At 42.9% G+C, this 14512-nt stretch carries 13 protein-coding genes and 1 pseudogene; 9 read left to right on the top strand and 5 right to left on the bottom strand.

Features of this window, described 5'->3' with window-relative positions; genetic code table 11:
- Positions 1–226: 226 nt before the first annotated feature.
- The 4 genes from ACKLNH_RS03045 to ACKLNH_RS03030 all read left to right on the top strand — a co-directional run bounded on the left by ACKLNH_RS03045 (position 227) and on the right by ACKLNH_RS03030 (position 6940).
- Positions 227–3148 carry a DUF7507 domain-containing protein gene (locus ACKLNH_RS03045; RefSeq protein ID WP_413110781.1) on the top strand — a complete coding sequence of 974 codons (2922 nt, stop codon included), beginning with the start codon at positions 227–229 and terminating at the stop codon, positions 3146–3148.
- A 45-nt stretch (positions 3149–3193) separates the two neighbouring features.
- Positions 3194–4288 (top strand): choice-of-anchor Q domain-containing protein, encoded by a 1095-nt coding sequence (locus ACKLNH_RS03040; RefSeq protein ID WP_413110780.1) that lies wholly within the window; start codon positions 3194–3196, stop codon positions 4286–4288.
- A gap of 314 nt (positions 4289–4602) precedes the next feature.
- Complete coding sequence (locus ACKLNH_RS03035) at positions 4603–5949, top strand: serine hydrolase domain-containing protein (RefSeq protein ID WP_413110779.1); 1347 nt, start codon at positions 4603–4605, stop codon at positions 5947–5949.
- A gap of 328 nt (positions 5950–6277) precedes the next feature.
- Complete coding sequence (locus ACKLNH_RS03030) at positions 6278–6940, top strand: helix-turn-helix domain-containing protein (RefSeq protein ID WP_413110778.1); 663 nt, start codon at positions 6278–6280, stop codon at positions 6938–6940.
- A gap of 9 nt (positions 6941–6949) precedes the next feature.
- On the opposite strand, the gene ACKLNH_RS03025 is transcribed toward ACKLNH_RS03030, so the two are convergent.
- Both ACKLNH_RS03025 and ACKLNH_RS03020 read right to left on the bottom strand, forming a co-directional pair.
- Entirely contained in the window at positions 6950–7495 is a 546-nt protein-coding gene (locus ACKLNH_RS03025) for a lipocalin family protein (protein WP_413110777.1), read from the bottom strand.
- Positions 7496–7768: 273 nt separating this feature from the next.
- Positions 7769–8197, bottom strand: a complete 429-nt coding sequence (locus ACKLNH_RS03020) for a DUF5071 domain-containing protein (RefSeq protein WP_413110776.1) — start codon at positions 8195–8197, stop codon at positions 7769–7771.
- Positions 8198–8260: 63 nt separating this feature from the next.
- On the opposite strand from ACKLNH_RS03020, the pseudogene ACKLNH_RS03015 reads away from it, so the two are divergent.
- The 5 genes and pseudogenes from ACKLNH_RS03015 to ACKLNH_RS02995 all read left to right on the top strand — a co-directional run.
- Positions 8261–8497 (top strand): annotated as a pseudogene (locus tag ACKLNH_RS03015) (IS110 family transposase); the annotation flags it as partial.
- A gap of 146 nt (positions 8498–8643) precedes the next feature.
- The gene (locus ACKLNH_RS03010) at positions 8644–9192 is read left to right on the top strand and encodes a GNAT family N-acetyltransferase (protein ID WP_413110775.1); all 549 of its coding nucleotides are present in this window, start codon (positions 8644–8646) and stop codon (positions 9190–9192) included.
- 187 nt (positions 9193–9379) lie between these two features.
- Positions 9380–10177 (top strand): carbohydrate deacetylase, encoded by a 798-nt coding sequence (locus ACKLNH_RS03005; protein ID WP_413110774.1) that lies wholly within the window; start codon positions 9380–9382, stop codon positions 10175–10177.
- 320 nt (positions 10178–10497) lie between these two features.
- Positions 10498–11112 (top strand): AHH domain-containing protein, encoded by a 615-nt coding sequence (locus ACKLNH_RS03000; protein WP_413110773.1) that lies wholly within the window; start codon positions 10498–10500, stop codon positions 11110–11112.
- Positions 11096–11704, top strand: a complete 609-nt coding sequence (locus ACKLNH_RS02995; RefSeq protein WP_413110772.1) for an imm11 family protein — start codon at positions 11096–11098, stop codon at positions 11702–11704. Before ACKLNH_RS03000 ends, ACKLNH_RS02995 begins: the two co-directional genes overlap by 17 nt.
- A 422-nt stretch (positions 11705–12126) precedes the next feature.
- Here the strand turns inward: ACKLNH_RS02995 and ACKLNH_RS02990 are convergent, their stop codons facing one another.
- The 3 genes from ACKLNH_RS02990 to ACKLNH_RS02980 all read right to left on the bottom strand — a co-directional run bounded on the left by ACKLNH_RS02990 (position 12127) and on the right by ACKLNH_RS02980 (position 14482).
- Entirely contained in the window at positions 12127–12792 is a 666-nt protein-coding gene (locus ACKLNH_RS02990) for a hypothetical protein (protein ID WP_413110771.1), read from the bottom strand.
- A gap of 123 nt (positions 12793–12915) precedes the next feature.
- A complete protein-coding gene (locus tag ACKLNH_RS02985) occupies positions 12916–13272 on the bottom strand; it encodes a 4-fold beta flower protein (protein ID WP_413110770.1) in 357 nt (118 codons plus the stop codon).
- A 205-nt stretch (positions 13273–13477) separates the two neighbouring features.
- The gene (locus ACKLNH_RS02980; protein ID WP_413110769.1) at positions 13478–14482 is read right to left on the bottom strand and encodes a DUF4917 family protein; all 1005 of its coding nucleotides are present in this window, start codon (positions 14480–14482) and stop codon (positions 13478–13480) included.
- Positions 14483–14512 lie beyond the last annotated feature (30 nt).

The following is a 14512-nucleotide window of genomic DNA, read 5'->3' as shown; positions in this document are numbered from 1 at the left end:
ATTTATGTACTAATTAAGTATTAATTGATTTGGCCATAATGCTTTGTTTCTGATGCTTCTTTGGGGCGTTTTGAACGTAAAAAAATATTCTTATTTTTGAGAAGTGCAATTAATTATTAACGTCTAAAATTGAGTTGATATATATGGCAAGAACAGATTAAAGGAGATTAGTTTCAATGAAATAAGTTGCTTGTCAAACAAATTGAATATTATATGAGATTAACTTATGACTACTTTAAATAAAGGTAAACAGCGTTTATCTGCGGTAGTGCTGTTGTCGACTTTGTTGTCCGGTGTGCTGTATGCCGCTCATGATGTAGGGCTATTTGAACTTGACGCCAATACGGTGCAAGATGCCACATCGGCACCCGCAATAGACGACGCATCAATGATCTATTGTGATGAAAATGGGGCAGATCCTGATTGTGTTAACCCACTAGAAGGGCCTAGCCCGGTGAATCCTTCGAATGCGATAGTCTCGGTGTTTGCTACCGACCCAGTAAACGGGGGGGCAACGGGCGACAGTGATGACATCGCAGATGGTGCAAAAGATACCATTAACTTTATTTGTACCGCTAGTGATCCAAGTGCTTGTAATGATTGGGGTTGGAAGCTAGGTTCATCAAACGACAAGAATGATATTCAAAACGTCTTTGCTGCCCTATATCAAGCAGCGGACGGCGATTACTACCTCTACTTTGGTGTCGATGGGTATTCCAATGCCGGTGATGCCGCATATGGTTTTTGGTTCTTACAGTCTGAATTAACCAAAAACAGTGATGGCTCACTCTCCTCTAGTCACAATAAAAATGACATTTTGGTTCAGGTTGACTTAGATTCTGCTGCTGGTAATAGTACAGACCGCACGATAGGCCGTGCTGCGCTATATACATGGGAGCCCGTTGATCCAACGATCTGTCCAACCTGCGCCAATGACCCTGTTCAGCCATCGCAAGGGCATTTACACCGTCAATTTGAAGTTAGCAGTGCTGATTGCGATACTGCAAACGCCAATGATCTTGGCTGCGGTATCATCAATTCAGATACCGAGTGGGCCCCTTGGACCCATGAGTTCAAAGGTGATGGCGCCCCAAATGACCCTGCACAATTACCGAAAGGTGTCTATTTTGAAGGCGGGATAAACCTTTCTGCTTTCTTTAGTGAGCTACCTTGTGTGCAAAGTATGTTGGTTGAAACGCGTCAGTCGAATTCAGAAACGGCTGAAATAGAAGATTTGGCGCTACTCGACTTTGATCTTTGTGGCATTAAAGTGGTGAAGACAGCCGATAGCCTGTCTAAAGTCGGCGATGCGATTGACTACACCGTTGAGGTGCATAATGTTGGCGCCCTTCCGTTAACAAAAGTCAGCATTAAAGATACGCTAGCGGGTGACCTCTCCAGCGATGGTGATTGTGGCGCGACGCTAGACCCGAACACCCATTGCACAATTAACTACACCTACACCCCGGCATCATCGTCAGGAAGCGTGAAAAATTATGTCACGGCAATCTATTCACGTGGTCAAGACACTTTCTCTGAAACGGATAGTAAAACCACGGACTTATTTAAACCACAGATCAGCTTTGACAAAACCGTAAATGGTGGCGATGGCCCAGTTACCGCGCTTAAAGGGGCGAAAGTTGATTATAGTTTGGAGGTGATGAATAAGAGTGAAGCACTGACGCCGACGCTGCAATGTGTCTTAACGGATACCATGCTTATTATCGATCCACACAATAGTGATGGCGATAACAATCCTCACACAATTGGCTTCATGTTGGCAAATGGTGCCACAGAGACGATTGATGCGAGTAGGACATTCAGTGAACTGGGTACATTTGTTAATACTGCCTCAGTGAGCTGCTCACCGAAAGGTTTCTCAAATAAAGTCTATAAACGAGATCAGGCGACAGTAAATATTGTTCCTGCGAAGGTGTCGGTAGTTAAAAAGGGCGATAGATTCTCTAAAGTCGGCGATAGTGTTGATTACACCTTCAAAGTCACCAATCTATCGGCTATCGCACTTAAATTGACACAGTTGTTAGATAACAAACTGGGTAACCTGCTGGATCCATCAAATACATACGTGACCAGCAGTAGCTGTAGTGTGAACCTAGAGCTTGCGCCGAATCAATCTTGTGATATCGCAGCAACTCGAACAACCCAAGCAGGAGATTCCGACCCTTATATCAATGTTGTAAATGCACAGTTTGTTGACGAATTAGGTACGACGGCAAGAGCAAAAAGTAGACATATCGTTGATCTATTAGCGCCAAGTTATACCGTCACGAAAACGTGCCTCACCGATCCTGTTCCTGCAGGCGCGGCTGCGAACTTCCGCATTGATATCGTTAATACAGGCGACGTGGGTCTGTTGGTGGATGTCGATGACCCGTTACTAAGTATTAGTTATCTAGACCAATTACTTGGCAAGCGCGGGGCGGCAACCTGTAACGATAATGACTGGGGTGATGGCAGCAACGGTTGCTGGCGTATCGAACAAGGCATTATTGCAACGGGAAGTGAGGTGGTTAATACGGTACACACCTTAGCGACGCTGCCAGTACGTTTTGGGCTACCTAATCAACTATCACAGACCAAAGAAGCACGATGTGAGGTGGAACAAGAGGGAGCAACCAGAACGCTTGGCTTCTGGCGTACACACGGTGGGAAAGATGGGTATGGTGAGCCATCCGGTTATACCTGTCATGTGTTTGAAGACCACCTTGGCGGTAGTTTAAACCTAGGCTGGGTAAATCTAACTGACTGTGAAGATGTCTTCGGATTGTTCTGGTCAAATCCTGGCAAAGAGGCAGATAGCAGTAAACGTCCGAAAGCATGCCGAGAAAAACTGCAGGCATCGTGGCAACTTCTGGCGGCACTGCTTAACTCTGGTTTAGATAATGGTTCATCTGTACCCGTCGATAGCGTGACGAATAAACCGATTACCACAGCACTCATTGATGAGCTGGGTGGCAATATGGATAGAAGTGAGATTATTCGTCTTAAAGGGCTATTAGGAGCCTACAATGAGTCTGGTGATAACGTTACGATTATCGATAACGATGGTACGTTTATCGCGCCCGCAGACCCGAATGGTGCCAAACATTTGGCTGACTTTAGTGTTGTCGACAATGCATGTAATTAGGCTGTTTAATGGCCAGTTATAGCCGTTAACTCAAAGGCGCTCAGGATGACTCGCCGACTCACCGCCGCAGCCATTGCCATCAGTGCAATGGCTGCGTTATCTGTTCATGCAGCCACCTTTTACGTTAGTAATCTCAATGACCATGGCGCAGGTTCTCTGCGTGACGCTATTTTGCAAAGCGAGCGTCAGGCTGGTGCAGATGTTATTCGACTCGACCCTCAAAGTCGTCAGTTTGAACAGCCACAACGGATAACGATTATCGAGCCATTACCCACCATTCACGACACGCTTACCATTAATGGGTATCTGGATGACCACCTGTGGCATGCCTATGGTGTTACGATTCAACAGCAAGGGGCTGGCAGGGTCTTTCATGTTGGCGAACACGGTTCATTAACCCTAGCACACCTCAATATTCGTGATGGTCGCGCTACCCTCGGTGGCGGGATACTCAATCAGGGGCAACTGACCTTAAATTCGGTGACCTTGATAGATAATCAAGCGTGGTTATATGGAGGCGCGGTATTTCATCAAGGCCAATCGTTCGCAATGATTAACACCACGCTCTACCAAAATAGGGCCATATCAGGCGCAGCCATTTTTATCGAAAATCCCGGCGCAACAATAACGCATATCACCAGTGCGTCTAATTTCAACGTGTTCGGTGCCAGTGTCGCCTTTAGCGCATCGACCCGCATCTACAACTCGATACTCGCCGATGAGCAGGCCGGGCTTGCCTGCATGGGGCGCGATAACCCTAAGAGTGATATCGCGAATAATTTGATTGAACGTGCACTCAACTGTGGCCGACCATACCTTAGCGCAGATCCACAACTTGGCCAGATTGGCCGTTATAACGGCCCAACACTCACGTTACCGTTAAATGGCAATAGCCCTGCCATTAACATGGCCGACAATCAGTTAAGCAGAGATCAAAACGGACAGGTTCTTCGTTGGGATCAACGCGGAAATGGCGATCCTAGAGCCGTCGGGGGGCTTGCCGATCTCGGCGCTTTTGAGCGGCAATATCAGCTCGATTATATTATTGATAAAGCAGGTTTTGGTGATACGCGGACATGTTCGAAGTTACCCGCTGATTGCTCATTGTTAGGCGCGATTAAGCTGAAAAGTGGCAATTAGGGTTAGTTGGAAAGGCTGAGTTGTTATTTGGTATTACTTAATTTAGCACTCAAACTTCACACTATAAACGTCAGCGAAATATGCGTAGCAGTATTACATTGTACGCGACATGTCTTGGGTTTAAGCTCTTTATTATCAACAGGATAGGTGTTTTTGTGTTGGTGTGGTCATCCTGTTATTATTACCAATGAGAATATTTATCCTTATTTTTCCGTTATATTCCTAATAGTATTACCCTGTTCAGCTTTGATTCAGTCACAGACTCCTATTTTCATGAGGAAGAGTTAAATCCAATCATAAAGTTAGAGGTTTTTATGAAGCTAAAAGCAAAAGGTACTGGTTTTCAAATGAAGCTAGTCGTTGCATTGGTGACTGCTGCTATGGGATCAGCTGTAGCGAACGAGCAAGAAGTCTATACAATTCCAGATACATTAACGCCAGTTAGTGTGTGGGCTGAAGGGGTATCTGCTGAGAAAATGAAGCAACTTCGTCAAGACTATAGTGCGCTTCACTATGCGTCAGGTAACGATATCAGCGCGTTTGCTTATTTGAACCTTCCAGAAGTGATCACCACTACTACTTTATACCGTCAGGGTCCGGTCGCAGAGTTTGACCAATCACCGATGCCACAAATCGGTAATACCGTAGCAACCACCAAGCTAGGTGAGCTACCACTGCAGCAAGCAATTGATGATGTACGTAGTCGTATGCAGGGTATTGCGGTTGTGCACAAGGGTGAGCTAGTGTTTGAACAGTACCCTGGTATGCAACCCCATCAGAAACATGGCTGGGCTTCTACATCAAAAACGTTAACGGGTTTGCTGATCAATATGCTTAGCAACGAGGGAATGATTGATCTTGAGAAAACAGCGTCTGATTATTTGCCACAGTTCAAAGGTAAGCCTGTTGGCGAGATCACGATTGCAAACCTACTACATCACCGTTCTGGTTTAGATATTGTAGAAACTCAAGAAAATATTGAGAGCATGCAACATCCACTTGGCCGCAGTCTGGCTGTTGCGGTATCTCACCGTGGAGCAACCACTTCAGGTGAGACCATTGATTCTGTGTTAATGGATGTAGAATATCTTCGTGAAGATCAAGGTTTAATCTTCGACTACTCAACACTTAATACTCAAGTGTTAGGTCTTATTATTGAAGAAGTTACAGGCAAAAACTGGAATGACGTCGCATCAGAACGCATCTGGACTAAAATCGGCATGGAGAATGATGGTGTAGTCGGTCTTTCTGCCGCTGGTGACGTACTGAACGGTGGTGTCTTCGCTTCAACATTACGTGATTTTGCGCGTTTTGCGACGGCATTTACACCAAGCTGGAACGCGGTTGCTCAAGAGCCAGTTGTTCCTGAGAACTACTTAACGAGTGTTTATCAAGCGAGTGACATCGACGTGTTTAAAGCGGGCGGTCAAGGTCAGCGCATGATTGGTAACTTCGGTGAAGATAGCAACCCTCTTGGCTCTTCTTATAAGTGGGATTCAGTGTTTGCAGATGGCGATATGTATAAAGCAGGCCTAGGTGGCCAAGGGATTTATGTCTCTCCGGAAACAGACACCGTTGTTGTTTGGTTCTCGGCAACCTACCGTAACTCTCTATCAATGGCACCATACGCTCGTGCAATTGTAGAGCAGAACTTCCGTTAAAAAACGGTGGGGTAAGGTGCTATTGCCTTACCCCATTTAATATAAGAGTAAGAAATTAGACTGACATACCGATGGGTAAACAGTGTATTCGTTACTTTTCCAAGAGATCTCTTCCCCTTGTTCCCTTTTCTACATCATTAATTTTTTAAATCAATTATATACATAGTGCCTTTCAAGTTATTTAACCAGATAGGCTGGCCTGTAATGGCATTGCCTTCAGGTACTATTGTCGCGGTGTTATAATCGTTTTATTCTATGTTCACATCGCTGATTTTAAATCGTTGATGTGAGATATCGTTCCGTGGTGATGAAGTAAACGAGAAACACAATGGCAAAGAAAATTAATGCGTATGATGATGAGGTATTAAGTAAAATCAAAGCGAGTTGGTATCAATATAAAAAAGAACATAGAATCACCCAGGCGCAAGCAGCGCAAGAGATGGGCATGAAGCAATCGGCTTTTTCGCGCTATTTACAAGGAACGATAGGTCTTAATACCGACTTTATATCTCGCTTTGCTCAAATGATAAACTTGCCACCCGCTTACTTTCATCATCGCTTGGAGCAGGGGGGGGAAGAGTGGTATAGCCAAGATGCGACGATATTCACAACAGAAGTTCATCAAACGCTTTCTCAATCAAAAGTCAGTGTGCCGTATGTTATCGTGCCGCGAGTAACCACTGTACGAGGTTATGTTTCGGTGGAAATTGACACGGAAGATACTCGTTATAAAGTCGGCACAGTCGTATTTTTTACCCCGGTGGGTAGTATTCGTGAGTTGGATGAGGTTGGTGTTTTTGATTCAAATGGCCGTATTGTTGCTATCGGTGAGCTTAAGTTTCTGAATGGTTTATGGAAAGTAGAAGTTTTACAAAATGGAATTCCAACGAAGGTAACGCTAAATACAGACTACAAAGTGATGCGTTTAGAGGCGTCATTACTCACAGAACAAAGAAGCAGACGTATATTGGATTCAAAGCAATATAGCTGAAGAGAGGCTTTAGTGATACGCGGCCATGCCCGACGTTACCCGTGAGTGCGTGACATAAATTAAGTTCGATGTATCAAAGCCACGTTCCGAAGACATGCTAACAAATCGGGCAATAACCTCAGGTTCGACAGTAGGGGTTCTTGCCAGTAGCCATAAGTAATCTGTGTTTGGCCCAGACACAAAGGCATAGGCATAGTTTTTGTGGTCTAATTCAAAAACCACATATGAGCCATAAAACGGGCCAAAAAACGAGACCTTGAGGTAGCCCTCATCCTCGTCATTAACAAAGTACGCCTTACCTTCAGCCTCCTTCCACTCATTCTCGCTACTTGAATAGCCGCGATTGATTACCGCCACTCCGCCATCATCGCGAAGACGGTATTCGGCGGTCACATCACGTAGGCCGCGTTCGAATGAGTGGTCTAATCGCGCAATTTCATACCACTGACCCAAGTAATTATTGATATTAAAATCTTCGACAGGTGTGACCGTTTTAGGCATCCCTAAACAACCGCTAAGCGCAAAGCTACTGATAATAAGTAGTAAGTACTTCAAACGGGCCTCCTAGTACGGAATGAATAAAAGAGATCTCTTTCAATTGCATATTTCACGTCCAATCAAGAGAGATTAGTGCAACGGCAGACTTACTTTATTTATAAGTATTACCGAATACTTGGGATATGGAGAATTGATTGCTATCCATCAGCATCCACAGTTATGGCTACCAACGCAGATACCAAGCCAATGGGTGGTCGGCTGTCGCTGCGTTGGTGGTGGGGAACATCGGGCTTGTTCAACAATCGGGATTTAGCGCTGGCTTCGCAGCGTTTAATCCTTGTTTGTTATGCTTCGACTTTCTATAAGCTCACAAACAGCTTCATAAACCTCATCTTCGATTTCTTGTTTAGTTGGACTAATTTTCATCTTATTTAGTTTAAAAATCAGCCTATCGTAAACAGAAATATCTACGTAATGTAAGAAGAACGAAACTATCCAGTATTTCCACACGTCGTCATCACTACTTAAAATCAGCAACAAAGGTTCTACAAGCTCCAAATCTAACTGCAATAACCTTTGTGATACAGGGTCTGCAACTGGCCAATTCAAGTCCTGCAACCATTCCAACAACTCATAAACATAAGGTGTTATTTCTTCGTTTGACAAAAACTGCAGTTGCTCGCAAGTTTCTAGATCTGACTTGTGCTTAGGAACAATTTTACTCATTTGACGTCCGATTTGATGCATAACGAATGACATGGATTCCCCCTCATGAAGATCTGCCACACTTAGGTGGTAGCTGTGAGAATGCTGGAGGTAACCATGTCACATTCCATCTGTTATTGCGGTGTTGACCTTGCTAAACACCACTTCAGTTTACACGCCACCAACGAACGAGGCACTGTTCTCCTTCACAAGTCCGTTTCGCGTGCTAAGTTACTAACAACAATAGCAAATATGCCACCCATGCGTATAGGGATAGAAGCTTGTAGTGGCGCACATTATTGGGTAAGAGAATTCAATAAGCTTGGTCATGACACTCGCATCATGGCTCTTGAATGTACTGAAGCGAAATAAGATTGCGACAGGACTTAATCGTCATGGTAACTAGTTGCCATCATAGATTTTGTGTTCGTTAGTGTGGTTGAATGCATAGCATACGTGGTATTAATGAATCTAGTTCAAAGATATTGCTAGGGGATAGTATGGAAACAAAGAGGCTCATTTTAAGGCGATGGAGAGAAGCCGATCGAGACGCATTTGAAAACATAGTCGCAGATCCCTTGGTGATGAGGTACTTTCCATCGACGCTAACGAAGGCAGAGAGTGCTGATCTCGCGAAACGAATTTGTGATCTCATTGATATTAATGGTTGGGGATTCTGGGCGGTAGAGCTGAAATCGAGTGGCGAATTCATTGGCTTTGTCGGTCTACACCGTCAAGATGCAGAGAGTGGGATTCCCAACGCCCCTTTTGTCGAAATCGGTTGGCGCTTATCTTCAAAACATTGGGGGCAAGGTTTTGCGCCAGAAGCGGCCCATAAGGCTTTAGAGTATGCTTTTGATACCTTAGGTGAACAGTCTGTATACGCCTTTACAACCTTGTCTAATGCGCCATCACAGCGAGTGATGCTAAAAATTGGCATGGAGAATCTCCACCAAGACTTTGATCACCCTAAACTCCCCAAAGGGCATGAATTGGAACGCCATTGTTTATACAAAATAACCAAAGAAAAATGGCGATTGCATACTTAATGGCTACGTATATTTATCGGCTGATAACCCCCCTAAATACCTGACTGTACCGCGTTTGAAACTGAATGTGCTTTAACCGAAACTTTGACAAATTTCCCTGTAAAATAAAGTGTTATCAACTTCTTTGAACACATGTTTATCGCTATAGTGCGCCTACTAATTCCGTTCCTAATGTTAAGGCGATGTAGTGGATAAAAAATACCTTCTTATTACCAGTGACGACTTTGCAATTAGCCACAGTGTAAATCAAGGCATAGTGCAGGGGTTTCAACAAGGTTTGCTGAAAAGTAGTAACTTTATGGCTGCCGCACCTTGGTTACCGGAAGCGATACGCTTAACTAAGCAACATCAACTACCGATTGGTGTGCATTTAACGCTTACTTGTGAATGGACAAACATGAGTTGTGGGCCAATTACTGGCGCTCAATCGCTCAGCAACGATCTCGGGTATTTTTACACTAGCTACGCGGAGTTACTTGAAACATTAGACATTGAAGACGCGAAAAACGAATACCGTGCTCAGATTCAACGAGTGATTAAAAGTGGTGTTACACCGACCCATGTCGAAACGCATATGTTGCCAGAGCTATTGTTTGATGGTGCGGAAGTGTATCAGCCCCTTGCGGCAGCAGTGGAAGAGGTGGCTCAGGAGTTTGGTTTAATCTATACCTATGCGGTGAAAGATGGGCGTTTAAAGTACTTTGATGACAGTTTCACCATGACTCACTTGGGGTTCAATGAGATTGTAGAGAAACTCTCAGGATACGATAATGGCATTTACCACATAATTAGCCACTGTGCGCTTGATAATGAAGAGCAACGAGCACTGGCTTTGCCAACTGAATCTGTCTATCGATGGGGCAGCCAGTGTCGCCAAAATGATTTAGATATCCTAACGTCTGAACGTTTTAAAGCCTATCTCGAAGCGAATAACTTCGAGCTTATCTCTATTGCGGATCTGCTTGAGTTGCACCGTTTAGGCTAGCCGTCTTTAATGCACTTATCAGTTAGAACACGTATTAGTACCGAACGCAGTGCCATCAGAACAAATGTGATTATCGTAAAGAAAAGAAACCCAGAGTATGAACGACCAGACTCTGGGTTTTTAATATGGTGTTTCTTTTGTAATTAACTACAAATGTGTTAAGAAATATGAATTTGGTGATTGTTGCTTTTCTAACATTCAAACAAGTCAATTGCATAAACTATTGATATTCATCGAGTAAAGTATGTGCGATTCTTTATTGTGCACTACTACCTGTATTAGAGTTGCTTGGGTTTTTTTTGGCTACTTGAGAGGCAATTATGGGGACAAATGTTGTTACAGTTACCTGTTCTGAACTAGAAAGAGATCTGTTTAATGTTACAGGTGACAAGCAATTTTCTGCAAAACAAGCAAAGCAGTTTGAGATATTTTATGCAGGGTCAGTAATAGACTCGATAAGGTATAAACGAGGCTTAATCTCTAAAGACGATCTTAGACTCAATCAGCATATTAGGTGGGAGCACAATAAAGGCCATAGCTACCGGTTGGCAAAGAACATCATGAAAAAGACGGGGCAATGCCGCCCTGAAAACGTAGCTGCTCATCATATCGTATCATGGAAAGATATCAGGGCTGCTAAATCCAGATTGAGGTTGTCTGCGTTTAGAATAGACATCGATAGTGCCGAAAATGGCGTATTTTTGCCACGATGGAATAAGCATGTGCCACATCCAAAGATGCTTGAGGCATACTCTCATTCCGGTATTCATACTTCATTTTATTACTTAAATGTTGAACACTTACTTGAAAACACGATAGCTCAGGATGCCGATAGAGAAGACATTGTAGAGGTTTTAGGAGATATTGGAGATGATATCAAAATGGGGTTGTTCCCGATTACTCGGAAAATAAGGGTAAATGAAATTGCAGGCTAAAAAAGAAGTTTTCACCAAGGTATATGGTATTCAGGCAGATATAGATAAATACTTGTACCTAGAGTTAGCGGGTATATCTGAATTAGATGAAACACATGGAAACACTTTACTAGTGTTTGATGGCTCTCCAAAGGCATCAGTGTGGAAACCCGTTACTCTTGACTGGTTAAGGCACGATGATTCAGCGAGCCTCCTAAAACCCATGATTGCGGCTTGGGGGAGTAGCACCTATGTGGTTAGTAATGATATAGCTTCTTTATTTAAAGAAGCTATAGGGGAGTCTTGTGAACTTCTGCCTGTGAATGTCGAAGGTTCGACTTGGTTTGTACTCAATGTGATTTCTAAACTGGATGCTTTAGATAGTGAGCTTACAGAGATTAATTACAAGCCTAATGGCCGACGACACCGAGCGAGACCATATAAACGTTTTGTTGTCGATTGCGCTAAAGTTTCAACACCAAGACTGTTTAAATTGAACGACGCCCCAATAAATCTCTACACTTCAAATGCAGCAGACAGCTTTTTAAACTTGGTGGTTAAGCATGAAGTCACCGGAGTGAGTTTCTATGAGGTAGAGAGCTCAAACGCATAAACGGTCTTTTTAACTGCGGAGAGCCTTAGCTGAAGAAACAAGCTAGGGCTTTGTTTTAATTGGCGTCCCCTACAGGAATGCCGACTTTTGGAAGGTTTTTAGTAAAAACAGTAGCTTACTAGGTTGTCGGGTTAGTCGTCCCGCGCATATCCCGCCAATGAGCAAACTTTTCAGATTAGAATAAATCAGGCGAAAAGTATTGTGGCGCGGAAGTTGCCTTAACTTGAATTGTGTAAAAGTAAGCGCTTTTTACAACACAGCACGTCTTTGGGAAAACTGAGTCAGTTATAATACAATTTTAGAATGTTTTGGATTAGGTCTGATATGGCAAAGTAACGCCCTGTTAAGAGGCAAAATTTAGTTGGCTAAAATGTTGAGGAACGAAAACAGCCAACTGTATTTTGTCCTGCTTTAACAGCTTGTTATTCATCGATTACACCGAATTCTTGGTTCAATAAACAACCTGCTGTTATAACCGTATTTTTAACGGTTAATGTGAGTTTCAATACATCTTCAGCCCATAATTTATCATATGGTTCACCTTTAAATTTAAAGCCATTGAACTGTACTCCACTCCTATTTTCCTCGAATGAAACTAAAGCCCCAAAATCGACTAAATTACGATGTTTAATGGTATTTACAAATGCGTTTACATACTTGAACTCAAATGAACCCAACAAGTTTGACAAGGCTGTCTTTAACTCACCATCTTCAAGTTTTTGAGTTACTTTATATACATCACAATCGTGGACAGCTATCGGATTTTGAAACAGTAAACCATTTACAAGTTGCGCAAATAAATCATGTATTGATCTTGCGGTGTGTATGCAAGCCTGAGTATTAGCTTGTATTGCTAGCTTCCTTTTCCACACCTCAAGCATTTTTTCTTCTGGTGGCATGACTAACTCCATTTGTTCTCGTGGAGTTGAACCTATGGTTAAATCATTTTGAGTTTTGGCTTGTTCAAGGTGGTAGCAAAATATGTCTATGGCTCTACTCGTAGAGTTAATTCTCTCTATGGTTGATTTATCTTCACCATTGAGTGCAATTGAGTGATCTTTAAGTGCTTTTATATTCCAACAGCCCACATTGCTTCCTTAGATGTATAACGCCAAGCTAACGTGCCCGAAACCGTGGCATAGGCTTTTGCGAAGCAAAAATGCCACGCTTTACGGGTCACTGTTGAGCGCTTTGTTAGGCTAACCCACAACTTATCTGATAAATTGATCCCAGTTCTTACCCCAACCTAGGGATGGAATAGCGGGGATCGGAGGAATTGAAGGGATCGCCGGAATAGGTGGAATTGATGGAATTGGAGGAATTGGAGGAATTGGAGCTATTGCGGTAATAGGTAAGATAGGTCCCCCTGTAGCACCATCCAAAAATGCGACAACTCCACCATTATGATCACGAAACAAGCCATTATCTAAAATGCCTAGATGTTCACCATTATGATTATATACATCGCCACCATCTATTACTGCGAGATGAGCACCATTTAAGTTGTAGATGTTTTCGCCATCAACCCAAGCTGTTGTAGTACCGCTATTATTGTAAATTGGTTTCATAATACTTCCTTTAAATTACTATTCCGTTATGGATATGAGGGGTACTGTAAATATATCAATGCAATCTATTGTCTATATCTTAGTTGTGTGATGACGCTCAAAGTGAGCCTAACGCCTGCCATAAGGTGTGCCCCACTAAGCCAGCAAAGCGCATCGAACTCCATACCAAAATTGCCGAGTGTAATGCATCACCTTGATGGCCTTGTTAAGCGGGTTGATTCCACGATCCCGGGCTTAAGCAGTCAAAGAATACAACATCGATACCATGACCTAAGTGATCAACAATCATTTGATGAACGCGGGTGCAGTACGCTTGGTCACCTCCAAATACTGAAATTGCTACTCTTGACACATTTGCTTCAGCAATTCGATTTAGTATATGAACATCATGCTCACCAAAGCCCCAACCATAAATAACTAAGCTTTGTCCGACTCTAGGCAAAACCTCACGATAGACAGTATTCAAGTAATGACTATTGTGTATAGCTTTTACCTTCTGGGTTGATGTTCCTTCGCTAACAAACAATGGAATATAGTTACCTGTTTCCCATTGACGCAAAATCGAGCGCAATAAATCTCGGCCAGCACCGGCTTCAAGCTTTACTTCTTCTTCAAGTACATTACGAGCTAAAACTAAACTGCCATGAGGGTAAAACACTAGTGTATTGCGTCTATCCCATGGACTAATCGACTCACGGAAACGTTGCCAATCTTCATCAAACTCTCCATGCAAAATACAATCTTTGAAGGAGTGATTATTGTATTCTCTATTTGCATGCATAATAACCCAATAAAGAGTCAAATCGTAATTAAGCGATAAAACCGTTTTAAAGGAGCTTAAGAAACCCGCAATGTTGGTAAACTGATCTTCAACCTCATAATATTCAGGATGAATACTTCTTACAGCATGGATTAGGCATGTCCGAACATGTTCATAAGCATGTCTAGTTGTTGGATCGGGGATTTCTAGAGCTAGATTTACGCGATTCGCTTGCCAAACTAATCGTAAGATCAGTTCAAAATCATCAGTTTCAAAATAATCAAACAACCGTTGAACATGTACCGTAAGCAACCCATTTTCAATGGCATGCTCTCGTAAAGAAGAATAAGAAAAACTTCTATTCACACCTATTGAAGCACCATTACCCAACAATATTGAATCTGAAAAAAAATCTGATATATCATCCCAATTATTAATTACATATGGCATGTTAATTATTTCTCCTTACCCGCTTAACGC

The organism is Thaumasiovibrio clandestinus (assembly GCF_047250365.1).
Lineage (GTDB): Bacteria > Pseudomonadota > Gammaproteobacteria > Enterobacterales > Vibrionaceae > Thaumasiovibrio.
This window is presented reverse-complemented; position numbering and strand designations above follow the sequence as displayed.